Source organism: Mizugakiibacter sp., from assembly GCF_039680435.1.
Taxonomy (GTDB): domain Bacteria; phylum Pseudomonadota; class Gammaproteobacteria; order Xanthomonadales; family Rhodanobacteraceae; genus Mizugakiibacter.
Genome location: NZ_JBDKSX010000094.1, coordinates 12299 through 34095 on the forward strand (window position 1 = coordinate 12299; position 21797 = coordinate 34095).

Here is a 21797-nt window from a genome sequence, read left to right on the forward strand (position 1 = left end):
CATGAACGCCCGCTCCGATCCCACACGCTTCGATGCTTCGCGCCGCGACTTCCTGCGCGCCTCCGCCACGCTCGGCGCCGGCCTGGTGATCGCCTTCGTCGTGCCCGGCGCGATGCGCCGCGCATGGGCGCAGCAAGGCGCCGGCGCCGCCAAGCCGCTGCCCGCGCCCAATGCGTTCCTGCACGTCGGCACCGACGACGCGGTGACCGTGCAGCTCGCGCACTCGGAGATGGGCCAGGGCATCTGGACCGTGCTGCCGATGCTGGTCGCCGAGGAACTCGGCTGCGACTGGACCAGGATCCGCGCCCAGCACGCGCCGGCCGCGCCGGTCTACGCGCACACCGTCTTCGGCCTGCAGATGACCGGCGGCTCGACGACCACATGGTCCGAATTCGACCGCTACCGCCAGGTCGGCGCGCTGGCGCGCACGCTGCTGGTGCAGGCGGCGGCGCAGCGCTGGGGCGTCAAGCTGTCCGCGTGCACGGTCGAGAACGGCGTGGTGCGCGCCGGCACGCGCAGCGCGCGCTTCGGCGAGCTGGCCGAGGCCGCGGCCAAGCTGCCGACGCCGTCGACCGTCGCGCTCAAGCCGCGCAAGGACTGGAAGCTGCTCGGCAAGGCGACGCGGCGCATCGACACGCCGGAGAAGATCACCGGCCGCGCGCGCTTCGGCATCGATGCGCTGCCGGAAGGCGTGCTGGTCGCGCTGGTCGCGCGTTCGCCGACCTTCGGCGGCACGGTCAAGTCGTACGACGACAAGGCCGCGCGCGCCGTGCCCGGCGTGCGCGACGTGGTGCAGGTGCCGAGCGGCATCGCCGTGCTGGGCGATCATTTCTGGGCGGCCAAGCAGGGCCGCGATGCGCTGAAGATCGAGTGGGACGCCGGCAAGAATGGCGACATCGACAGCGACGCGCTGATGGCGCACTACCGCGAGCTGGCGCAGCAGCCGGGCACGCCGGTGACTGCCGCCGGCGACGCTGCCGGCGCGCTGGCAACCGCAACGCAGCGCGTCGTCGCGCAATACGAGCTGCCCTATCTCGCGCACGCGACGATGGAGCCGATGAACTGCACGGTGCGGCTGGCCGACGACCGCTGCGACATCTGGGTCGGCACGCAGGCCCAGGGCCTCGACCAGCCGAACGCGGCCAGGGCGGCGGGCCTCGCACCGGAACAGGTGTTCATCCACACGCTGTTCCTCGGCGGCGGCTTCGGCCGGCGCGCCAATCCGCACTCGGACTTCGTGGTCGAGGCGGTGCATGTCGCCAAGGCGGCGAAGCAGCCGGTGAAAGTGGTCTGGACGCGCGAGGACGACATGCGCGGCGGCTGGTACCGGCCGATGTTCCTGCACCGCTTCGAGGCGGCGCTGGATGCGGAAGGCACGCCGACCGCATGGCGCAACGTGATCGTCGGCCAGAGCATCCTCGCCGGCACGCCGTTCGCGGCCTCGGTGAAGAACGGCGTCGACAACGCCTCGGTCGAGGGCGCCGGCGACTCGCCGTATCTCAAGGCGATCGCCAGCCACGCCGTCGAGCTGCACTCGCCGGAAGTCGGCGTGCCGGTGCAGTGGTGGCGCTCGGTCGGCCACACGCACACCGCGTTCGCGGTGGAGAGCTTCGTCGACGAACTCGCGCACGCCGCGGGCTGGGATCCGCTGGCCTATCGCCGCAAGCTGCTGGCCGACGCCGGCGCGACGCGCCGCCTCGGCGTGCTGAACAAGGCCGCCGCCGCGTTCGGCTGGGACCGTCCGCTGCCGGAAGGTCGCGGCAAGGGCATCGCCGTGCACGAATCCTTCGGCAGCTTCGTCGCGCAGGCGGTCGAGGCGTCGGTGGTCGACGGCAAGCCGCGCGTGCATCGCGTGGTGTGCGCGGTCGACTGCGGCACGGCGCTCAATCCGGAGACGGTGCGCGCGCAGATGGAAGGCGGCATCGTCTTCGGCCTGTCCGCCGCGCTGTACGGCGCGATCGCGCTGAAGGACGGCAAGGTGCAGCAGGGCAACTTCGACACCTACCCGGTGCTGCGCATCGACGCGATGCCGAAGATCGAAGTGCACATCGTCGACAGCGGCGAGAAGCTGGGCGGCATCGGCGAACCCGGCACCCCGCCGATCGCGCCCGCACTGTGCAACGCGCTGTTCGCCGCGACCGGCAAGCGCGTGCGCGCCCTGCCGATCGACCTCGCCAAGGCCGAAGCCCCGGCACCGCTGACGCCGCCGGCGCCGGCGGCCAGCGCGGGTGCGGCGTAGCAACGCGATCCAACGTCATCACGCGCTGCTGCGGCGCCCACGCCACCCTCTCGCTTCTTCTAAGCGAGGGGTGGCTCACTTTCCAGCCGGTACTGGGAAGCACCTTCCATGTGAATGAGAGGCCGCGCTAGATCAACGCTTCGCGTCCGGCCACAAAGCGCCTAGAGGACCGAACTCCAGTTCTTGCCGCGCTTCCGCTCGCACGCCGAACCCGCATACCGCTAAAGGCCCTTCTTGAAGGGGGTCCAATCCAAAAGCGTGCTCGATATCTACCTCGTTGACCGCAGCCGTCACGAACACCCCCAAGCCAAGCTCCGTAGCAGTCAGGTAAAGCGTCTGTGACAGATGGCCGGCGTCGAGGATGACTGCGCGATAGGCCTTGGCGTGGTTCCGATACTTCCAGAAGGTCCGATGGAAACGACTGGCGAGCACTACCAGTACGTGGACATCGAAGAAATGCTGCTGTCCTGCGATGAGCCGCTCCACATGTTCGCGGGCGACCTGCCTATCCAGTGCCCGTAACGGCTCGAGCGCATGGTCAATCGGGTGATAGTGATAAAGACCGGGCCCGACGCCGTTTACGTTCTGAACAAGAAGATACGCCTCCGTTGGATGCAGGCCACCGGCAGACGGGCAACTGCGTTTGAGTATGGGCATTCCTGGCGCGATTTCTGCTGCGGCACGTGCCCCGAACACCCGATACAGCGTGGACGCGAAATCCTCATAAGAGAGCGCATGCAGGTTGTCGAAGTTTCTACAGGTTGCGCGAGAGGAAAGCAGGCGATCGAGAGACGTTGGCGCGGGGCGCGGAAGCTTTTGCCTGCTGTCCGTGGACGTTCGTTCCTGAACCACCGACGGCGCTGAGCCCAGACGCTCCAGGAATCTTTGATCTGTCTCCTCATCGAAGCGGCGCTCTTCTTCGTTCGTATTCACTCCATGCCACCGCGTGAATCGATGCATTACCGCCGGCAAACCGCACCAATGCGTATCACGCACAACAGCATCCATCCTGGAGGCTTCACCGGAACCTTCCATTATGAGGATGCCCTTCTCGATCAGTTGGTTGACAGTATTCAGCTCGTCAGCGGGCATGCTGCCCAGATGGGAAGTCCAGTCTGTCGGAGAGAACCCCTCAAGGATTTTGAGTTCCTCGATCGAAAGCCGTACTTCATTTTCGAGATGAGGCGCCAACGCAAACCACTCACGGATGTTCGCCAGTCCAGTCTCGCCTTTCAAGAGGCGTTCGAGGTCGAACACCTTTCGCTCACGAAGCTCGACGAATAGAAATGCGCATCGACGAATTCGCATCTTTAGATCCTGTTGTGGCTGGCGCCGATAAGCGCTAATGTCATATGCGGCTGTCGGTAGGCGGCAGCCCGTGCGCAAACGGAGGTGATGCTCATGAATCACACCAGCATGACGGGTGAACAAACACTAACGTTGTTAAGATGCCTCGCCATCGACGACAGCTTTCGAGATTTGTTTTCTTCCGATATGCCTGCCGCTTTGGCCAGTCTTGGGTTGCCGGCCTGTGTCGTATCTGAAGCACGCAAGCGTAGCCTCGTCTGCGGCGATCTTGCTTCAAAGTCGGAATTCCACCAGGCGTGGCTTGAACTGTCGAAACAAGCAGCCACGGCTCGGTTGAGCATGATTGTCCCTAGTCTGCGATTGAATTATCACGAGAGGCAGGCGGCGTAAGCATCACTGCTCGTGAGACCAGAGCCCCGCAGCCGACATGCTTCGAATGTTCGGCTGCGGCATCCTTCTCAGAAGCGTGCGCTCGCAATACCTTGCGCATTAGTTCCTGCTAGGAAGAATTGGCCACACCGCGCCGAGTGGATCGAGTTCGATGGTGGTGCGCTGCGCGGCGCGCGGGCCGAAGCCGCACACGGCGAGCGGGCCTTCTTCCATCGGCTCCAGGCCGAACGCCTGCTCGATGTCCACCTCGTTGATCGCCGCGGTGATGAAGGCGCCCAGGCGCAGTTCGGTGGCGGCGAGGTAGAGCGTCTGCGAGAGGTGGCCGGCGTCGAGGATCACCGCGCGGTAGGCCTTGGCGTGGTTGCGGTACTTCCAGAAGTTGCGGCGGAAGCGGCTGGCGAGGATCACCTGCACGTGCGCCTCGGCGTAGTACGCCTGCGCGGCGACGAAGCGGCGCGCGCAGTCGGCGGCGGCGTCCGGCGCCAGCGTCTCGATCGGTTCCAGCGCGTGGTCGACCGGATGGTAGTGATACAGGCCGGGCGCGAGGCCTTCGACCTGCTGCACCAGCACGTAGGCCTCGGTGACGTGCAGGCCGCCGGCGGACGGGCTGCCCTTCTTGAGGATGCGGATGCCCGGCGCGATCTCGCTGACCGCGCGCGCACCGAAGGCGCGATACAGGCACGTGCCGAACTCGGCCAACGTCACCGCGCGCGAGCGGTCGAAATTGCGGCAGGTGACGCGCGAGGCGAGCAGCGCGTCCAGCGGCGAGTCTGCTGCCGCGGGCAACCCCAGGCGTTGCTCGGCCGGCGCGCGTTCGAGCACGTGCGGCGGCGGTGGGCCCAGGCGTTCGACGAAGCTCTGGTCGCTTTCCTCGGCGAAACGGCGCTCGACCTCGTTGCTGTCGATGCCACGCCAGCGGCCGAAGCGGTGCGCCACCGCCGACAGCCCGCGCCAATGCGCGCCGCGCAGCGCCGCATCGCGCGCCACCGCATCGTCCGACGCGGTCGCCTCTTCGCCGACCAGCAGGCCCTTCGCCAGCAGACCGTCCAGCACTGCGTCCGAATGATGCTGCGCCAGCGCCTCGCGATCCGCCCACTGCGTCGGCGAAATCGCGCCGAGCGCGGCCACCTCCGCATCGGCGAGCACCTGCTCGTCGTCCAGATGCGGCGCCAGCGCCACCCATTCCAGCCGCGACACCACGCCGGTCTCGCCGGCCAGCAGCGCGCCCAGGTCGAATTCGATCCGCTCACGCGGCTCGATCACCAGCGTGGCGCAACGGCGAATACGCATGACATTCCCCTTGTGGACATGTGCTAGCGCAGGCGGCGGCTTTACGCCAGCGCAAGACAGGTTTCATCCCAACCCATCATGGAGAACGCCATGCTCAATGTCACCTTGTCGAAGAGCCAAGCACTAACGTTGCTGCACAAGCTCGCGCGAGACGATGCCTTCCGGGAGCGTTTCGAATGCACGCCGGCGGATGTGCTTGTGGAACTGGGAGTAGTGCAGCCCGCATTCGATGACCGGGAGGCCACCTTCGTGCTAGCGGACAAATCCAAGTTTGAGGCTGCGCATCAACAACTGCTCAAGAGCGAGGCTGCCGGCGAATTGCGTTGCATGATAATTCCGCAACTGTCGGTGGGTCTATCAGACGCTTCGGTTGCAAGAACCCCGCTTTCCAGCAGCCGGGCCGATCGCTGACACGTGGCGATTCGCACCCGGCCACCTGAAGCGCGGCAAGATCTGCGGGAGCCGGATTTGCTTGAGTCAGCTCCTTAGAGTGGCCCTACGCCGGTGTCAGTCGCTGCTGGCGCAGGGCCATACCACTCTTGGGAATTTTGCGATCTTGGGTTCGAAGGACAGGAAGCCATCTCGACCAACTGGTGGTCGGCGCTTGGTGCTTCTGGCGCATCCTGCACGTGCTCGCTAAACTCGCCGATGCGTTCACAGGGGGAAGATCACCATGGCAGACGCAAAGCTGTCGCGCGAACACGCGCTCGCGCTTCTTCACAAGCTAGGGCATGACGACGAGTTCCGTGCTCGGTTCCAGAAGAACCCTGTCGCGGGGTTGCACGAGGTCGGAGTCCCGAAGCACACGGTCGCGGCCCTTCCGCCAGAGAGCATTACGGTGGACCAACTGCCCGACAAAGAGAGCTTCCGGCGCCGCCATGAGGAGGTGTCTCTCAGCACAGCCTCAGAGCACTCTTGCATGGTATTCCCGACTGTGTGGTTTGGCCCTGAAAATCAGGCGCAGAAATAGCAGCTAGCCATTCAGCGTTCTCTCGAGCGCATGGACGCGCTTCGCGACCTCGCCTACGTTCATTGCGGCCTTCCACTCATGCTTGAACGAGTCCAGGGCCGAGCGAGCCATATCCTTCTGTCCAAGCAACGCCGCATATTCAGCTTGGCTGAGCAAGGCGAGATTGGACTGCGCCATGTTCAGCGGGGTCAGCGTCCAGGTGGCGTTGTATTCGGTATACGCCCGCCCACGATGGCTCGCTAGCCACTGCGATTCCGCGAGCGCCTGCGCATTCATGTTGGCCGCCCCGTATGCGTGCATCAACGCGACATGTGTCAGATACAGTTCGGTGCCATCGATAAGAGGCGAGAGTAGCCTGATAGCTTCGCCTGCCCGACCTTCGCGACGCGCGATCTCTGCCCTGCTGATCGTCAGCAAGTTGGTGAGAAGCGGATACTTGCCGTCACCCTCCCAAGTGCCTATCCGGGTAATCGCATCCTTCGCTTCGGCGACGCTTCCATAGTGCGCAAGCAGGTACGCGCGTAGGGCATCCTGAGAGCGTATGCCGAGCACCGCACCTTCATCGTCATTCTTGGGAGTCGCGCGCTCCACCACCTTCACAAGGTGGTCAACCTCAGTCGCGCTCAATCCTTTCAGAGTTTCCATAACCATCCGCACGCTCGCCATGCGCGTGGTTTGGAACTCGCCAAGAGATTGAACCCTGTGCTCCGCATCTTCCAGCTGGGACCGTGCAGAATCGAACTTACCTTGATCAATCGCCATGGCGATGCGAACGACCGTCGCATCCATGTCGCCGCCGGGGATGCCCGACGTGGTTCCATTAGCGACAGCCTCGGTGACCTTGCTGTACTGGCGCTGGGCCGCGTACAACATTGCGACATACTCTCCGCGCGTCCAGCCTTCTGCCACTGCCTGAGCGAAATGTTTCTCGGCCTCGGTGTAATGCTCTTGACCCAAGGAGACTACCCCGAGCATGAAGTCGCTGGTCACCCGGCCGGGGTTCATGGGCGACGCCGATCGGCTCAGCGCCGTCTCGGCGGTGTCGAAACGATTCCCATACATCCAGCTGAAATAGCCGTAGCAACCGCTAGCCACGAACAGATCTGGGTACAGTTCCGCGACTGTCTTCCATTGCGGGATTGAACTGATCGGCGCTATCGCTGTCGCCTTCCAGGCATCGAGCAGCATGCGATCACGCGAGGCTAGCCGATCTCGATTGGACTCAGCGGTCACGAGTTGCTCGATCGCAGCATGGCGCTGATTGATGTCAAGATACGTCCCCGCAAGGTCGAGACGCACTCGCGCAAACTGCGGATCTAGCTTGAGGGCTTGCTGGTAAAAGGCAATGGCGTCCTGCGTATCACCCACCATCTTTGCTCGCACCGCCAGCGAGTAGGCACGCAACGCATCGAGATTGCTCGTGGCGACGCGATCCAACGGATAGGAATTCTTGGAAATCGACGCGAGTGTTTCGCCGAGGCGGCCACGCAACTCCTTGCCGACCTCGTCGAGGGAAGCGAGCAGCGACGACGCACCACTCCCTTCGGCATTTAGCGAGTACACCGTCGCCTGCGATTTGGGATCAATGACCTCCGCCGTCACCCGCAGCTTGCCGTTGATCTCCGCCAGCGTCGGCAGCACCAGGGCGCGCGCGCCGTCACGCATCGCGATCTCCGAGCCGACGCCGCGGTCGACCATCGTCTTCGCGGGATCGCGCTCCATGCGCTGCAGGGTTTCCTGCACCTTCAGCTCGGGCAGGACGTTGACGTAGCGTGATTGTTCCAGGCTGATGCGCAGCGCGGTTTCGACCGACTGGTCGAAGGTGCTGTTGCCGGTGAGGTTCTGCAGGTCGCCCACCACCACCCAGTCGCGCGCGGCGAAGGCGAGCGCGGGTTCGCTGCGCGTGGACAGCCAGGCCGGGATGGCGATGGCGACGGCGAGCATCGCCGCTTCGGCGGCGAGCACGGCGGGGCGGCGCCACCACGGCAGGATGCGCTTGGCGGTGCGGCTGCCGCGTGGGGCGCGGAAGGTGGAGACGCTCTCTTCGCCGACCTCGTGCACCTCGACGGCTTCGGGCAGGCCCTTGAACAGGTAGCGGCCGAGCGCGCGCCAGCGCACGTGCGCGGCGCAGTCGCCGAGCTCGCCGTGGGCGCGATGGGCGATGGAGGCGGCGGCGCCGGTCAGCAGGATCTGCCGCGGCTGCGCCAGTTGCGCAAGACGCGCGGCCATCGGCTTGGCGAGGCCTTCGATCTCGATCGGCTTGGCGCCGCGGGAGACGTCGTCCGGCGAGTTCTCCCACACCACCACGTCGCCCATGTGGATGCCGACGCGCGCGCGCACCACCACGCCTTCGGCGGCGCTGAGATGCTTCAGGCCGCGCTGGTAGTCGAGCGCGAAGGCGACGGCGTGGACCGGACGCTCGAACAGCAGCAGGAAGCCGTCGGTCTTGTCGATCTCGCGACCGTGGTGCTGTTCCAGCAGCGCGCGCGCGAGGCGGTCGTGCTTGCGCACCAGTTGTGCGGCCGGCTGGTCGCCGAGGCGTTCCACCAGCGCGGTGGAGTCGGCGATGTCGCACACCACGAGGGTGCGCAGCAGCGGCGGGTTGAGGATGCCGGGGGCGGCGGGAACGTCCATCTCGCGGTGTCCTCCTGCATGCTCGGCGCGACGTGGTACGAAGGCGCGCCATCTCGCGCATCAGCGCGTCCTTTCTTGCCCCCCTCTCCCCAGCGGGGAGAGGGTTGGGGTGAGGGGGTGCCGTCCGCAGGACGGCCAGTGCCCGAGGACGGAGCGCGCGCTTCGCGCGCCCCCCCTCACCCTTCCCTCTCCCCGCTGGGGAGAGGGGCAAGTCGTTACGTCCGGCGCGACACGCTTTCATCCATCCCGGCGAAGCGCGGAGGTCGCCGAATATGGCCGCTACGGCAGCACGTGCCAGCCGTCGCCGCCCGAACCTTTCACGTGATAGAGCGCGCAGTCGGCGTCGCTGTACCACACCGACCAGGCGCTCTCGTCGCGGCACAGGCTGCCGCCGACGCTGACCGTGACCTTGAGGCTGCGCGGCGCGTGCGGGAAGCGCAACTGCCGCGCGGCCTCGCTGATCAGCGCGGCGCGCTCGGCCAGCTCGCGGCGGTCGCGCACCTGCACCAGCAGGGCGAACTCGTCGCCGCCGAGCCGGCACGGCAGGTCGGCCGCGGCCGAGGCGGCCTGCAGCTCCTGCGCGACCGCGCGCAGCACGCCGTCGCCGGTGAGGTGGCCGTAGTGGTCGTTGATCTGCTTGAAGTCGTCGAGGTCGACCAGCAGCAGGCCGAACTGGCGCTCGGGGTCGCGCAGCTCGCCGAGGCGTTCGAGATGGCGATACAGGCCGCGCCGGTTGCACAGACCGGTGAGGTCGTCGGTACGGATCTGGCGCTGGGCGAGGCTGAGCTGGTCCTGCGTCTGGCGCAGCGAGTCCAGCGTCAGCATCAGGTCCTCGTTGCGGCGGCGCAGGTTGGCGATCAACTGCTGCTCGCTGGCGACCAGGTAGGCGAACGAGCGGCGCATGAACTGCGCGATCAGCGCGGGCGCCTGCTTCAGCGCGCGCTCGAAGGCGTCCTGGTCGAGCACGTGCAGCACGCACGGCTCGGTGGCGCTGGCGCTGGCGACGCGCGCGTGGTTGCCGACGAACAGCGCCAGCTCGCCGAAGAACTCGCGCGGGCCGATCAGCTTGTCGGGCAGCTCGCCGCCGAATTCGAGCAGGATGCGGCCGGACTCGATGACGAACATGGTGCGCCCGTACTCGCCCTTGCGGATGAGGGTCTCGGGCGGCGCCACTTCGCGGCGCGTGCCGGTGGACGCCAGCAGGGCGAACTCGGCGTCGGACAACTGGCGCGGCAGATTGGGCACGGGCGCGCCGGCCGGCTGCGCTGGCGCAGCCGGAGTTTCAACAGCCGTGTCGAACTCCGCCTTGGTCACGTTCCACCGCCCCCATGCGGCGTCCAGACCGGGTTGGCAGTCTAACAGTCCAAATCACGGGCTGCCATGGCGGGGGATCGGGGCATGCCGCGGCCGATGCCCGCCCCTGCGGCGCGGGGCGGGCTGGAGCGGGGTCGCTTGCGGGCGAGGAAGCCGACCCCTCGCCGCCCCCGGCACGCCGGGAGGGGCGAAACGCCCGGCGGTTTGTCGGGGCGACGCCGCGGTCCCGCTCAGGCCGCGTGGGCCGGCCGGTGGAACTGCGCTTCCTCGGTCGATCCGGACAGGGCGGACAGCGAGCTCAGGCCGCCGGCGATCGCCTGGTTGACCTGGTCGAAGTAGCCGGTGCCGACCTCGCGCTGGTGCTTGGCGGCGGTGTAGCCGTCCTGCTCGGCGGCGAATTCCGCCTCCTGCAGCTCGACGTAGGCCGCCATCTGCCGCTCCTTGTAGCCGCGCGCGAGCTGGAACATCGAATAGTTGAGCGCGTGGAAACCGGCCAGGGTGATGAACTGGAACTTGTAGCCGTAGGCGGCGATCTCGCGCTGGAACTTCGCGATGGTGGCCGCGTCGAGGTTCTTCTTCCAGTTGAAGCTGGGCGAGCAGTTGTAGGCGAGCAGCTTGTCCGGGTACTTCGCCTTGACCGCCTCGGCGAAGCGGCGCGCCTGGGCGAGGTCGGGCGTGGAGGTTTCGCACCAGACGAGGTCAGCGTAGGGCGCGTAGGCGAGGCCGCGGCTGATCGCCTGCTCGATGCCCTGCTTCGTCTCGTAGAAACCCTCCACGGTGCGCTTGCCGGTGCAGAACGGCCGGTCGGTCGCGTCGATGTCGGAGGTGAGCAGCCCCGCGCCCATGGCGTCGGTGCGGGCGACGATCAGCGTCGGCACGTCGAGCACGTCGGCGGCGAGGCGCGCGGCGACCAGCTTCTGCACGGCTTCCTGCGTCGATACCAGCACCTTGCCGCCCATGTGGCCGCACTTCTTGGCGCTGGCGAGCTGGTCCTCGAAGTGCACGCCGGAGGCGCCCGCTTCGATCATGTGCTTCATCAGCTCGTAGGCGTTCAGCACGCCGCCGAAGCCGGCCTCGGCGTCGGCCACGATCGGCACCAGCCAGTCGGTGGCGTCGTTGCCCTCGGCGTGGTGGATCTGGTCGGCGCGCAGCAGGGTGTTGTTGATGCGGCGCACGACCTCGGGCACCGAGTCGACCGGATACAGCGACTGGTCGGGATACATCGTGCCGGCGCTGTTGGCGTCGGCGGCGACCTGCCAGCCGGACAGGTAGATCGCCTGCAGCCCGGCCTTGACCTGCTGCATGGCCTGGTTGCCGGTCAGCGCGCCCAGCGCGTTGACGAATTCCGATTCGTGCAGTGAGCGCCACAGGCGCTCGGCGCCGCGCCGCGCCAGCGAGTACTCGACGTGCACGGTGCCGCGCAGGCGCACCACGTCCTCGGCGGCGTAGGGGCGCGCCGTACCTTTCCAGCGCGGGTTGTTCTGCCAGTCGAGCTTGATCTGCTCGACGGTGGGGAGGGTGGCGGTCTTGCTCATGGTCCTGGCTCCTGTCGATGCTTGAGCCCCTCTCCCACCGGGAGAGGGGTTTGGGGTGAGGGCCCGGCGAGGCTGCGCCGTCTCGCGTCGCCCGAACCCTCATCCGTCCTTCGGGCACCTTCTCCCGAGGGAGAAGGCGTCGGTGCGTGGCGGTCCGACACTTATTCGAGCTGCGCATAGGCGGGCAGGGTGAGGAAGTCCGCGAGCTGCGGCGCGTGGGTCAGCTCGGACAGCAGCGCGGCGGCGGCGGCGACGCGCGCGGCGCCGGGGATGCCGGCCTCGCGCAGCCGATGCGCCTGCGCGGCGAGCGTGCGGTCGAACAGCGCGAAGTCGATCGGCGCCTGGTCGGGGAATTCCAGCGCGGCGCCCGCCGGCGTTGCGTCGCCGCGGCGATCGGCGTGGTGCAGCCATTGCCACAACTGCGCGCGCGCGATCTCGGCGGTGGCGGCGTCCTCCATCAGGTGATGGATCGGCACGCAGCCCTGGCCGTCCAGCCACGCGGCGAGATAGCGCAGCGCGACTTCGACGTTGTTCTCGAAACCTTCGCGCGTGATCGTGCCGCCGCACGGCGCCAGCAGCGCGTCGCGGGTGACGTGCACGTCCTCGCGCTCGACGTGCAACTGGTTCGGCGTCGGCATGTGCGCGTCGAACATCGCGCGCGCCACCGGCACCAGCGCGGGATGCGCGACCCAGGTGCCGTCGTGGCCGGCGCTCACTTCGCGCAGCTTGTCGGCGCGCACCTTGGCCAGCGCGGCCTCGTTGGCCGCAGGGTCGCCGCCGATCGGGATCTGCGCCGCCATGCCGCCCATCGCGAACGCGCCGCGGCGGTGGCAGGTGCGGATCAGCCACTCCGAGTAGGTGCGCAGGAACGGCACCGTCATCGTCACCTGGCCGCGCTCGGGCAGCAGGCGGTCGCGGTGGCCGCGCAGCGTCTTGATGTAGGAGAAGATGTAATCCCAGCGCCCGCAGTTGAGGCCGACCGCGCGCCGGCGCAGCGCGTAGAGGATCTCGTCCATCTCGAACACGGCGGGCAGCGTCTCGATCAGCACGGTCGCCTTCATCGCGCCGGCCGGCAGGCCCAGCGCGCGCTCGGCGTGCTCCATCACCGCGTCCCACAGCGCCGCTTCCTCCATCGCCTGCAGCTTGGGCAGGTAGAAGTACGGGCCGCGGTCGCGCGCGTGCAGGGCGCGGGCGTTGTGGAAGGCGAACAGGGCGAAGTCGAACAGCGCGCCGGCGACTTCCTCGCCGGCGACGGTGACGTGGCGCTCGGGCAGGTGCCAGCCGCGCGGACGCACCATCAGCACGGCGGTGCTCGGGTTCAGGCGGTACGCCTTGCCCTCCGGCGAGCGGTAGTCGATGGTGCCGGCGACCGCGTCGCGCAGGTTGAGCTGGCCGGCGACGAGGTTGTCCCAGGCCGGCGCGGTGGAGTCCTCGAAGTCGGCCATGAACACCTGCGCGCCGGAGTTCAGCGCGTTGATGATCATCTTGCGGTCGACCGGGCCGGTGATCTCGACGCGGCGGTCGCGCAGCGCGGGGGGGATCGGCGCGACCGCCCATTCGGCCTCGCGGATCGCGCGGGTGTCGGCGCGGAAGTCGGGTAGGGCGCCGGCGTCGTAGCGCGCCTGGCGCTCGGCGCGCGCGGCCAGCAGGGCACGGCGACGGGCGTCGAAGCGATGGTGCAGGTCGGCCAGGAAGGCCAGCGACGGCGGGGTCAGGACGGTTTCGTAGGCGGGCTTCATGCGCCCCGCGACCTGCGCGGTCGGGGTCGCGGGCATGTCCATCACGGCGGCCATGGCGGGTTTCTCCAGCGGATTGCGTGGAGCGCCACCCTAGACCCGTGATATATAGATTGACAAAATGAATGTTTCAAAGGAAAACATTGACAGTGTCAATGTGATGCCAAGCCCATGAACGACAAGGCCGAATCAAACGTACGTTCGACCGAGCGGCACCCCCGCCGCGCAGCCGTCGCGCGCCGCCGCGGTGCCGACCACGGCGACGCCCCGGCGGCGCGCTTCTACTACAAGGGCAATCGCCACAAGCAGCTGCGCGCCTTCGTCTACACGGCGCGGCTGGGCACGCTGTCGCGCGCGGCCGAGGCACTGTTCCTGTCGCAACCCTCGGTCAGCCTGCAGATCAAGGCGCTGGAGCGGGAACTGGGCACGCAGCTTTTCGAACGCCGCCGCCGGCGCATCGGCCTGACCCGGGCCGGCGAGGCGCTGTACGAGCTGGCCCGGCCGCTGGTGGAAGGCTGGGAGACGCTGGAGCGCGAGTTCCGCACCCGCCTGCAGGGCATGTCGGCCGGCGAGCTGACCGTCGCCGCCGGCACCTCGACCATCCAGTACCTGCTGCCGCCGCTGGTGCAGGCGTTCCGCGCGGCGCATCCGGCCGTGCGCCTCGCGCTGGCCAACGTGACCGGCAAGGACGGCCTCGCCATGCTGCGCTCGGACCAGGCCGATTTCGCCGTGGGCTCGATGCTGGACGTGCCGCACGACCTCGCCTACGAGCCGGTCTACCACTTCGACCCGATGCTGATCACGCCGCTCGGCCACCCGCTGGCGGCGAAGGCGGAAGTACGCCTGGAGGACCTGTCGCCCTATGGCCTGATCCTGCCGCCGCAGCGCCTGACCACCTACCGGCTGGTCGACCTGGTGTTCCAGCAGCGCCAGGTGCCGTACCAGGTGGCGATCGAAGTGGGCGGCTGGGAAGTGATCAAGCAGTACGTGGCGATGGGCCTCGGCATCTCCATCGTCACCGGCATCTGCCTCACCGAGGCCGACCACAGCCGCCTCGCCGTGCGCAACATGCGCCAGTACTTCCCGCAGCGCAGCTACGGCGTGGTGATGCGCAAGGGCAAGTACCTCACGCCGGAGGCGCGCGCCTTCATCGACCTGATCCGCCCGGGCCTGTTCACCCGGCGCAGCTACGACGAGTCGGGGCACTCCGAGCGCTGAGCGGGCCTGTCACCGCAGCCGCCGTACTACACTGGCACGGCGGCACCGTAGCGAGTGTCGCTACGGAAGGGGGAAATATGACGCTTCGCCATGTTTTGCCGCTCGCGGCAACCGCCCTGCTGTGCGCGTGCGTGACGCACATTCGTCCCGATCGGACGTTCAACCCCCCACCAGCCGAACCCCTGTCCCACTTCCAGCACTTCCAACTGGCCCCGCTACAAGCATCGGCGGACGCGCACCATGAGTCGGCGGCGCTGGAGCGGATCGACGCAAATGTCCGCCAGAAAGTGATCGCCCTCGTCTCGACGTGGGAATCGCGCGATCCCGACGGCCGCACGTTGCGCATCGAGCCCTACGTAAGCCAATTGAAGTTCGTCGGCGTCAACGGCCGTTTCTGGGTCGGTCCGCTCGCGGGCAGCTCCGCGGTAGTCATGAAGCTGCGGCTGGTGGATGCGACAACCGGCAAGACAGTCGGCGAGCCGGAGTTCTTCCAGCGCGCCTCCGCGATGGGCGGCGCCGTTGCCGTCGGCGGAACGGACTACGGCATGCTGGTGCGCATCTCCACCGTCTGCCAGCAGTACCTCAAACGCAACTACGCGGCGGCGGTGGGCGGCCCGACGGGATTGGACGGCAGCGAGGACTGAGTCCGAGGGATTCTGCAGGTCAGTCGATGCCGCGGTACTTGCCGCGATAGGGCGCGTAGAAGGCGCGCAGGCGGGCGATGTCGGCGTCCACGTCGCCGCTCAGCGCCAGCGGCGGGCCGATGCCGATCACCTTGTCGGGGTAGTGGAAATACACCGGCAGCACCGGCACGCCGGCGCCGCGCGCGATGTGCCAGAAGCCGCTCTTCCACTTCGGCACCTTCTTGCGCGTGCCTTCCGGGGTGATGCCGAGCCAGAGCCGGTCGCTGTGCCGGAAGCGCTCGACCATCTGCTCGACCAGTCCGTGCGTCGCGCGGCGCTCGATCGGGATGCCGCCGAGCGCGCCCAGCAGCCAGCCGAGCGGGCCGAGGAACAGCTCCTTCTTCGCCATGAAGCGCACGTCGGCGCCGATCGCGACCTTGAGCAGCAGCCCCCAGATGCCGTCCCACCACGAGGTGTGCGGCGCGCCGATCAGCACCACTTTCGGGCAGTCGGGGAACGTGCCGACCAGCCGCCAGCCGGCGCGACGCAGCAGCCAGCGGCACAGCGCGCGGCGCCAGTTGTCCGGCAGCGTGGGCATCTGCGGCGGCAGTTGCGAGGGCCGCGGCGGATACGCGCTCACTCGCGGCTCCAGTCGCGCGAGCGCGTGCGCTTGAGCGAGCCGCGCTGCTGCTTGCCGGCGAGGCGGCGCTCCCTGGAGCCGCGCGTCGGTTTGGTCGCGATGCGCGGCTTCGGCGCCACCAGCGCGCCCCGCAGCAGGTCGGCCAGGCGCTCGCGCGCGTCGGCGCGGTTGGCGGCCTGGTCGCGGAAGCGCCGCGCCTGGATCACCAGCACGCCCTCGGCGGTCAGGCGGCGGTCGCGGCGCGCCAGCACGCGCGTGCGCACCGCCTCCGGCAGCGACGGCGAGCGCGCGACGTCGAAGCGCAGCTCGACCGCGCTCTCGGTGCGGTTGACGTGCTGCCCGCCCGGCCCGTCGGCGCGCAGGAAGCGCTCGACCAGCTCGGATTCGGGAACGGCGATGGCGCGATTGACGACCAGCATGGCCGCCGGATTCTAGCAGCCGTGTCCGCGCGCGCGGCCGCGCCGGCGCATGCGGCCTGCCTCAACTCCGCCGGCGCCAGGCCCCCTCCAGCAGCATCGCGGAAAGTTCGTGCGCCAGCGCCATCTCCTCGCGCTCGTGATGGTGCTCGAGCACGTGGCGCAGCGCGTGCGCGGCGTCCAGCAGCGCCAGCACGGCCTGCCGGCGCGCACGCGCGCCGCGCGGCGGTCGCGCGGCCACCGCTTCGAGCCGCAACGCGTACTTGTCGGCGAGCAGGCCGATGCGCTCGTGCTCCGCGCGGTAGACGTGCGCGCCCCAGCGCGCCTGCTCCGGCACGTGCGGCAGCAGCCGCGTTTCCTCGATGCCGATATGGCGGTCGAGCGCACGGCGCCAGCGCCGCAGCCGCGCCGGCGCCAGGGTGAAATCGGCGCCGACGACGTCGAGCAGGTGCGCCTCCAGCAGCGTGTCGAGGCGACGGTGCTGCACGGCGAACGACGAAACGGACATGGCGGCATCCATGCGCAGAGGATGCCGCGCTGGCGCGGCGCCGCCCTGATGCGGATCAGATTTCGCCGCGCGGCGCGCTACTCCGGTCGGCCTGGCGGCCTCCCCCTCGCACGCCGCACGCGATGCGCTACTCCGCATCGCGTAAGCGCGGCGCGCTCGACCAACCGAATCTTTGCAGCAGGGCTTGCCAGGCCGCGTCGAGCGGCGCCTCGAGTTCCATCGCCGCGCCGGTCCGCGGATGCGCGAAGGCCAGCGTCCACGCGTGCAGCAGCATGCGATAGCAGGCGAAGTGCTGCTTGAACAGGCGATTGTGGTCGCCGCGGCCGTGCTGGCTGTCGCCGATCACCGGATGGTGGATGTGCGTGCAGTGCTTGCGGATCTGGCGGAAGCGACCACTCTCGGGCTCGGCGCGCAACAGCGCGTAGCGCTGCTGCGGATAGCGGCCGAGCGCGATCGGCACCTCGACCGTGGCGAGGCGCGCGTAGCGCGTGCGCGCTTCCTTGCGCGGGCCGTGTTCGCGCGAATCCGGCAGCGCGTAGTCGATCGTGCCCGCCGCCGGCTCCGGCCAGCCGCGCACCACGGCGAGGTAGCGCTTGCGCACGTCGCGGCCCATGAACTGGCGGCCCAGCGCGGCGGCGGCTTCGGCGCTGCGCGCCACCAGCACCACGCCGCTGGTGGCGCGGTCGAGCCGGTGCGCGAGGTGCAGGCTGCCGCCGACCTGCGCGCGCAGGAGATCGATCAGGAACGCGCCCGCCGCGCCGACCAGCCGCGAGCGGTGCATCGCCAACCCGGCGGGCTTGTTCACCGCCAGCAGCGCGTCGTCGGCGTACAGGATCTCCAGCGCGCGCTGCGCGCCGGCCGCGTCGGTCATCGCCGCCGCGGCCACGCCAGCGCGAACGCCAGCGCGCCGGCGACCGCCACCAGCGCCGGCAGCAGCGCGCCGCGTTCCGGGGCGAGCGTCCACAACAGGGTGGCGGCGACCAGCAGGCTGCCGCCCAGCAGCGCGCCGCCGAGCAGGTCGCGGGTGGCGCGCGCGTCGGCCTCCAGCCGCGCCAGGTCCTCGGCGGCGAGGCGCGTGCGGCGCTCGCCGCGGGTGGCCTGCTCGATGTATTCGCGCAGCAGCTCGGGCATGCGCGGCGCGACGTGGATCCACTCCGGCAGGCGCTTGCGCACTTCCGCGAACGCGCGGCGCGGGCTGTAGCGCTTGCGCAGGATGTCGGCCAGCACCGGTTCGGCCACCGCCCAGATGTCGATCTTCGGGTCGAGCATGCGCCCGACGCCCTCGATGTTGAGCAGGGTCTTCTGCAGCAGGATCAGTTGCGGCTGCAGGGTCAGCTCGTAGCGGCGCGCGGTGTTGAACAGCTTGACCACCACCTCGGCCAGCGAGATCTCCGACAGCGGGCGCGTGAAGTACGGCTCGCACACCGTGCGCACCGCCGCCTCCAGCTCGTCGACGCGCACGTGGTTGGGCATCCAGCCGGCGTCGAGGTGCAGTTGCGCGATGCGCCGGTAGTCGCGGCGGAACAGCGCCATGAAGTTCTCGGCCAGCCAGAACTGGTCGGCCTCGGGCAAGGTGCCCATGATGCCGAAATCGAGCGCGATGAAGCGCGGCTCGCCGGTGCGCGCGGGATCGACCCAGATGTTGCCGGGGTGCGCGTCGGCGTGGAAGAAGTTGTCGCGGAACACCTGCTCGTAGAACAGGCGCACGCCCTTGGCGGCGAGGCGCTTGCGGTCGATGCCGGCGCGGTCGAGCGCGGCGATGTCGTCGACCGGGATGCCGTGCACGCGCTCCATGGTCAGCACCTGCTCGCCGGTGTGCGACCAGTGCACCTCGGGCACGTAGAGGTCGTCGGAGCCGGCGAAGTTGCGCCGCAGCAGGCTGGCGTTGGCGCCCTCGCGCTGGAAGTCCAGCTCGTGCTCGAGGGTCTTCTCGATCTCGTCGACGACATCGTGCGGGCGGATCTTGTCGGCGTTCGGATGCCAGCGCTGCGCCAGCTCGGCCAGCGCGCGCAGCAGCGCGACGTCGCGGGCGATGCGCGCGGCGATGCCCGGGCGCAGCACCTTCACCACCACCTGGCGGCCATCGGCGAGCGCGGCCGGGTGCACCTGCGCGATCGAGGCCGACGCCAGCGGCTGCTCGTCGAAGCCGGCGTACAGCTCGGCGACCGGCGCGCCGAGCGCGCGCTCGACGATCGCGCGCGCCTCGGCGCCGGGGAACGGCGGCACCTGGTCCTGCAGTTGCGCCAGCTCCTCGGCGACGTCGGCCGGCAGCAGGTCGCGGCGCGTCGACAGGATCTGCCCGGTCTTGACGAAGATCGGGCCCAGCTCGGTCAGCGCGAGACGCAGGCGCGCGCCGCGCGACAGCGCGCGCACCGCGGCGCGCGGCCGCGGCAGCAGCGGGCGCACCAGCTTCAGCGGACGGAACAGGTGCGCGGCATCGACCAGGTCGTCGAGGCGATAGCGCACCAGCACCACGGCGACGCGCAGCAGGCGCGGCACCAGCACGAACGGGGTCACGAACGCTCCTTCGCGCGCTCGGCCAGGCGCGCCAGGCGCGCCTCCAGGCGCTCGAGGCGCTCGCGCGCGGCGTCGACGCCGTCGAGGAAATCGTCCATCTCGGCGCGCGGCACGGCGAGCCGCGCCTCGTCGCGCAGCCAGTCGGCGGCGTCCCCGGTGAGGTTGCGCGCGCCCTCGCGACCCCACGCCAGCGCGCCGCGCAGCGCGCGCGCGATCGGCACGCCGAGCACGTCGCCGAAGCTGCGCGCGAACGCTTCCTCGAAATCGGGGGCGAACTGCCGGGCCAGCTTCTCCAGGCGGCGCGCCAGCTCGGCGTCGCCGGCGATCTCGACCTTGCCCGGCGGCAGCGCGTCGTCGCCGCGCCTGAGCGCCATCGCCAGCAGGCTGCCGGGCGTGGCGGCGACGCGCAGGTCGGCGTCGACGGGCGGGCCGACGCGCAGCGCGCCGCCCTGCACGACCAGGCGCAGGGCGATCTCGGGGCCGCGCAGGTGCACGCCGACGCTGCGCCCCTCCAGCGCGCGCAGGCGCGCCTGGCTGTCGGGATCGAGCGCCAGCGCGCGGCCGAGCGCGGCCTCGAGCGCACGGCCGGCGCGTTCGCGCAGCGGGCGCGGAATCATGGCGTTGGGGCCGGGTGCGGTCATGCGCGGATTGTAGCCTGCGCGCCGGCCCGCTCAGCGCGCGCCGGGAAACCCGAGCTGGCGCCAGGCCTCGTAGACGGCGACGGCGACCGCGTTCGACAGGTTCAGGCTGCGGCTCTCGGGGCGCATCGGCAGGCGCAGGCGCTGCGCCGGCGGCACCGCGGCGAGCACGTCGTCGGGCAGGCCGGCGGTCTCGCGGCCGAACAGCAGCGCATCGCCGTCGGCGTACCGCGCATCGACGTGGCGCACCGTCGCGCGCGTGGTGAAGGCGAACAGGCGTGGCTGGCCGAGCGCGGCGAGGCAGGCGGCGAGATCGTCGTGCACCGCGACGCGCGCGTATTCGTGGTAGTCCAGCCCGGCGCGGCGCAGGCGCGCGTCGTCGAGTTCGAAGCCGAGCGGCCGGATCAGGTGCAGCGCGGCGCCGGTGTTGGCACACAGGCGGATGGCGTTGCCGGTATTGGGCGGGATCTCGGGCCGCCACAGCAGGACATGCAGCATCCCGCCATTATGCGGCCCGAGCATCCCCAGGGATGCTCCGCTCCATGCCGCGCGTCACGGGCAGATCACGTAGTCGCGGATGCGGTCCGGGCAGGCAACCGCGCCCGCGTCGCCGCCGCTCGCCTGCACGGCGTGGGCCGCATGCGGCGGCGGCGTGGGCAGCGGATGCGCTTCGCCGGAGCGCACCATGCCGCTCAGGGCCAGGCCGGCCACGGTCGCACACATCAACAGCAGACTGCGCAGGAAGAACAGTTCGGTTTTCATGGTTCGCCTCTCGATGCCGCGGGGTCAGGGGCGGCACCTGGGCTATCGCAAGCGCCGTGCCAGCGCTCGCGTGGCGAATTTTCTTTTGTGGCTCCGTGAGTTGCGTTTTTGCACCGCCGTCCGCCGCGCGTCCGCGGACAGCCGCTCCGCGCAGCGGACAGTGTCCGCGCGGGCGCGCCTCACCAGCCGATCGGACTGCCGTCGTGGCCGAAGAAGCGGCCGCTGTCGTCGAGGGTGACGCGGTCGATCAGCGCGAGCATGCCGCGCACCGACGCATCGGCATCCAGCGTCGCGCCGCTGCCGCCCATGTCGGTGCGCACCCAGCCGGGGCTGACCGCGACCACCGGGATGCCGCGCCCGCGCAGCGCCGCGGCGAGCTGGCGCGTCGCCATGTTCAGCGCGGCCTTGCTCATCGCGTAGCTCGGCGTGCGCAGCTCGGTCACGCCGGCGATCGAGGCCAGGCGCGTCGACACGTTGAGCACGCGCGCGCCGTCGGCGAGCCGTTCCGCCAGCGCCTGCACCAGCAGGAACGGCGCCGCCGCGTTGATCGCGAAGCTGTCGCGCAACGCGTCGGCGGTGACCGTGCCGAAGCGTTCGCCGGACACCAGCATGCCGGCGTTGTTGACCAGCAGGTCGAGGCGCACGTCCAGCGCCTCGACTTCGCGCGCCAGCGCGGCGATCGCGGCCTCGCCCGGCAGCGCCAGCGGCAGCACGCGCAGGCGCTGCGGATGCGCCTCGCGCAGTTCCGCCAGCGCGGCCGCCTGCGCGGGCGCGCGGCAGCAGGCCAGCACGCTGGCACCGTCGGCAAGCAAAGCGCGCGTGAAAGCGAGACCGATGCCGCGGTTGGCGCCGGTGACGAGACATTGCCGCATACGAAAAATTCCTAATCGAAATCGACGCTCCAGTGTACTTCGGCCGTTGCGCCTACCGATCGCGCTGGCTAGCCTCGGCGCTCCAACAAGGAGGAGAGGGAAGCCATGAAGCGATGCCTGAGCCTGCTTGCCGGCGTGATGCTGGCCGCAGTCGTCGCCCTGCCCGCGCGCGCCGCCGGAAGCGACG

General features: G+C 69.4%; 20 protein-coding genes. 5 read left to right on the forward strand and 15 right to left on the reverse strand.

The genetic code is table 11. From position 1 onward, the window contains the following. The first annotated feature begins 1 nt into the window (after nucleotide 1). Nucleotides 2-2239: a xanthine dehydrogenase family protein molybdopterin-binding subunit gene (locus ABFC67_RS10345; protein ID WP_346737950.1), complete on the forward strand. Its 2238-nt coding sequence runs from the start codon at nucleotides 2-4 to the stop codon at nucleotides 2237-2239. 132 nt (nucleotides 2240-2371) lie between these two features. Here ABFC67_RS10345 and ABFC67_RS10350 read toward each other — a convergent pair whose 3' ends face one another. Further along, complete coding sequence (locus tag ABFC67_RS10350; protein ID WP_346737951.1) at nucleotides 2372-3547, reverse strand: putative peptide maturation dehydrogenase; 1176 nt, start codon at nucleotides 3545-3547, stop codon at nucleotides 2372-2374. 93 nt (nucleotides 3548-3640) lie between these two features. On the opposite strand from ABFC67_RS10350, the gene ABFC67_RS10355 reads away from it, so the two are divergent. Then, nucleotides 3641-3937, forward strand: a complete 297-nt coding sequence (locus tag ABFC67_RS10355) for an NHLP-related RiPP peptide (RefSeq protein WP_346737952.1) — start codon at nucleotides 3641-3643, stop codon at nucleotides 3935-3937. A 99-nt stretch (nucleotides 3938-4036) separates the two neighbouring features. Here the strand turns inward: ABFC67_RS10355 and ABFC67_RS10360 are convergent, their stop codons facing one another. Next, nucleotides 4037-5227, reverse strand: coding sequence for a putative peptide maturation dehydrogenase (locus ABFC67_RS10360; protein ID WP_346737953.1), 1191 nt, complete (start codon nucleotides 5225-5227; stop codon nucleotides 4037-4039). Between the two features lie 90 nt (nucleotides 5228-5317). Here ABFC67_RS10360 and ABFC67_RS10365 point away from each other — a divergent pair, with 90 nt between their 5' ends. Then, nucleotides 5318-5638, forward strand: coding sequence for an NHLP-related RiPP peptide (locus tag ABFC67_RS10365; protein WP_346737954.1), 321 nt, complete (start codon nucleotides 5318-5320; stop codon nucleotides 5636-5638). 562 nt (nucleotides 5639-6200) lie between these two features. On the opposite strand, the gene ABFC67_RS10370 is transcribed toward ABFC67_RS10365, so the two are convergent. The 4 genes from ABFC67_RS10370 to aceB form a co-directional block, all read right to left on the reverse strand. Next, nucleotides 6201-8831: a putative peptide modification system cyclase gene (locus ABFC67_RS10370; protein ID WP_346737955.1), complete on the reverse strand. Its 2631-nt coding sequence runs from the start codon at nucleotides 8829-8831 to the stop codon at nucleotides 6201-6203. Nucleotides 8832-9110: 279 nt separating this feature from the next. After that, nucleotides 9111-10076: a GGDEF domain-containing protein gene (locus tag ABFC67_RS10375; protein ID WP_346737956.1), complete on the reverse strand. Its 966-nt coding sequence runs from the start codon at nucleotides 10074-10076 to the stop codon at nucleotides 9111-9113. Nucleotides 10077-10375: 299 nt separating this feature from the next. Next, nucleotides 10376-11680, reverse strand: coding sequence for an isocitrate lyase (gene aceA / locus ABFC67_RS10380; protein ID WP_346737957.1), 1305 nt, complete (start codon nucleotides 11678-11680; stop codon nucleotides 10376-10378). Nucleotides 11681-11841: 161 nt separating this feature from the next. Beyond that, a complete protein-coding gene (gene aceB, locus ABFC67_RS10385) occupies nucleotides 11842-13455 on the reverse strand; it encodes a malate synthase A (protein WP_346737969.1) in 1614 nt (537 codons plus the stop codon). Nucleotides 13456-13587: 132 nt separating this feature from the next. On the opposite strand from aceB, the gene ABFC67_RS10390 reads away from it, so the two are divergent. Beyond that, complete coding sequence (locus tag ABFC67_RS10390) at nucleotides 13588-14634, forward strand: LysR family transcriptional regulator (RefSeq protein WP_346737958.1); 1047 nt, start codon at nucleotides 13588-13590, stop codon at nucleotides 14632-14634. Between the two features lie 77 nt (nucleotides 14635-14711). After that, the gene (locus ABFC67_RS10395; RefSeq protein WP_346737959.1) at nucleotides 14712-15278 is read left to right on the forward strand and encodes a hypothetical protein; all 567 of its coding nucleotides are present in this window, start codon (nucleotides 14712-14714) and stop codon (nucleotides 15276-15278) included. Nucleotides 15279-15297: 19 nt separating this feature from the next. Here ABFC67_RS10395 and ABFC67_RS10400 read toward each other — a convergent pair whose 3' ends face one another. From ABFC67_RS10400 to ABFC67_RS10440, 9 genes are all read right to left on the reverse strand, one after another. Continuing rightward, nucleotides 15298-15897 (reverse strand): 1-acyl-sn-glycerol-3-phosphate acyltransferase, encoded by a 600-nt coding sequence (locus ABFC67_RS10400; RefSeq protein ID WP_346737960.1) that lies wholly within the window; start codon nucleotides 15895-15897, stop codon nucleotides 15298-15300. Then, nucleotides 15894-16316, reverse strand: a complete 423-nt coding sequence (gene arfB, locus ABFC67_RS10405; RefSeq protein ID WP_346737961.1) for an alternative ribosome rescue aminoacyl-tRNA hydrolase ArfB — start codon at nucleotides 16314-16316, stop codon at nucleotides 15894-15896. Before arfB ends, ABFC67_RS10400 begins: the two co-directional genes overlap by 4 nt. Nucleotides 16317-16377: 61 nt before the next feature. Continuing rightward, nucleotides 16378-16821 carry a hypothetical protein gene (locus ABFC67_RS10410; RefSeq protein ID WP_346737962.1) on the reverse strand — a complete coding sequence of 148 codons (444 nt, stop codon included), beginning with the start codon at nucleotides 16819-16821 and terminating at the stop codon, nucleotides 16378-16380. Nucleotides 16822-16948: 127 nt separating this feature from the next. After that, on the reverse strand, nucleotides 16949-17692 hold the full coding sequence (locus ABFC67_RS10415; protein WP_346737963.1) for a pseudouridine synthase: 744 nt from the start codon (nucleotides 17690-17692) through the stop codon (nucleotides 16949-16951). Then, nucleotides 17689-19338 (reverse strand): ubiquinone biosynthesis regulatory protein kinase UbiB, encoded by a 1650-nt coding sequence (gene ubiB / locus ABFC67_RS10420; RefSeq protein WP_346737964.1) that lies wholly within the window; start codon nucleotides 19336-19338, stop codon nucleotides 17689-17691. Before ubiB ends, ABFC67_RS10415 begins: the two co-directional genes overlap by 4 nt. Further along, entirely contained in the window at nucleotides 19335-19979 is a 645-nt protein-coding gene (locus tag ABFC67_RS10425; RefSeq protein WP_346737965.1) for an SCP2 sterol-binding domain-containing protein, read from the reverse strand. The genes ubiB and ABFC67_RS10425 overlap by 4 nt, the downstream gene beginning before the upstream one ends. 30 nt (nucleotides 19980-20009) lie before the next feature. After that, a complete protein-coding gene (locus ABFC67_RS10430) occupies nucleotides 20010-20474 on the reverse strand; it encodes a tRNA (cytidine(34)-2'-O)-methyltransferase (RefSeq protein WP_346737966.1) in 465 nt (154 codons plus the stop codon). A 54-nt stretch (nucleotides 20475-20528) separates the two neighbouring features. After that, nucleotides 20529-20738 carry a hypothetical protein gene (locus tag ABFC67_RS10435; protein ID WP_346737967.1) on the reverse strand — a complete coding sequence of 70 codons (210 nt, stop codon included), beginning with the start codon at nucleotides 20736-20738 and terminating at the stop codon, nucleotides 20529-20531. A gap of 179 nt (nucleotides 20739-20917) precedes the next feature. Further along, nucleotides 20918-21610 carry an SDR family oxidoreductase gene (locus tag ABFC67_RS10440; protein ID WP_346737968.1) on the reverse strand — a complete coding sequence of 231 codons (693 nt, stop codon included), beginning with the start codon at nucleotides 21608-21610 and terminating at the stop codon, nucleotides 20918-20920. Nucleotides 21611-21797: the final 187 nt, after the last annotated feature.

Excerpts from the sequence above, each read along its gene's own strand:
- ABFC67_RS10345 (WP_346737950.1), top strand. The coding sequence starts at position 2 with ATGAACGCCCGCTCCGATCCCACACGCTTCGATGCTTCGCGCCGCGAC.
- ABFC67_RS10350 (WP_346737951.1), bottom strand. The coding sequence starts at position 3,547 with ATGCGAATTCGTCGATGCGCATTTCTATTCGTCGAGCTTCGTGAGCGA.
- ABFC67_RS10355 (WP_346737952.1), top strand. The coding sequence starts at position 3,641 with ATGAATCACACCAGCATGACGGGTGAACAAACACTAACGTTGTTAAGA.
- ABFC67_RS10360 (WP_346737953.1), bottom strand. The coding sequence starts at position 5,227 with ATGCGTATTCGCCGTTGCGCCACGCTGGTGATCGAGCCGCGTGAGCGG.
- ABFC67_RS10365 (WP_346737954.1), top strand. The coding sequence starts at position 5,318 with ATGCTCAATGTCACCTTGTCGAAGAGCCAAGCACTAACGTTGCTGCAC.
- ABFC67_RS10370 (WP_346737955.1), bottom strand. The coding sequence starts at position 8,831 with ATGGACGTTCCCGCCGCCCCCGGCATCCTCAACCCGCCGCTGCTGCGC.
- aceA (WP_346737957.1), bottom strand. The coding sequence starts at position 11,680 with ATGAGCAAGACCGCCACCCTCCCCACCGTCGAGCAGATCAAGCTCGAC.
- aceB (WP_346737969.1), bottom strand. The coding sequence starts at position 13,455 with ATGCCCGCGACCCCGACCGCGCAGGTCGCGGGGCGCATGAAGCCCGCC.
- ABFC67_RS10390 (WP_346737958.1), top strand. The coding sequence starts at position 13,588 with ATGAACGACAAGGCCGAATCAAACGTACGTTCGACCGAGCGGCACCCC.
- ABFC67_RS10395 (WP_346737959.1), top strand. The coding sequence starts at position 14,712 with ATGACGCTTCGCCATGTTTTGCCGCTCGCGGCAACCGCCCTGCTGTGC.
- arfB (WP_346737961.1), bottom strand. The coding sequence starts at position 16,316 with ATGCTGGTCGTCAATCGCGCCATCGCCGTTCCCGAATCCGAGCTGGTC.
- ABFC67_RS10410 (WP_346737962.1), bottom strand. The coding sequence starts at position 16,821 with ATGTCCGTTTCGTCGTTCGCCGTGCAGCACCGTCGCCTCGACACGCTG.
- ABFC67_RS10415 (WP_346737963.1), bottom strand. The coding sequence starts at position 17,692 with ATGACCGACGCGGCCGGCGCGCAGCGCGCGCTGGAGATCCTGTACGCC.
- ABFC67_RS10425 (WP_346737965.1), bottom strand. The coding sequence starts at position 19,979 with ATGACCGCACCCGGCCCCAACGCCATGATTCCGCGCCCGCTGCGCGAA.
- ABFC67_RS10430 (WP_346737966.1), bottom strand. The coding sequence starts at position 20,474 with ATGCTGCATGTCCTGCTGTGGCGGCCCGAGATCCCGCCCAATACCGGC.
- ABFC67_RS10435 (WP_346737967.1), bottom strand. The coding sequence starts at position 20,738 with ATGAAAACCGAACTGTTCTTCCTGCGCAGTCTGCTGTTGATGTGTGCG.
- ABFC67_RS10440 (WP_346737968.1), bottom strand. The coding sequence starts at position 21,610 with ATGCGGCAATGTCTCGTCACCGGCGCCAACCGCGGCATCGGTCTCGCT.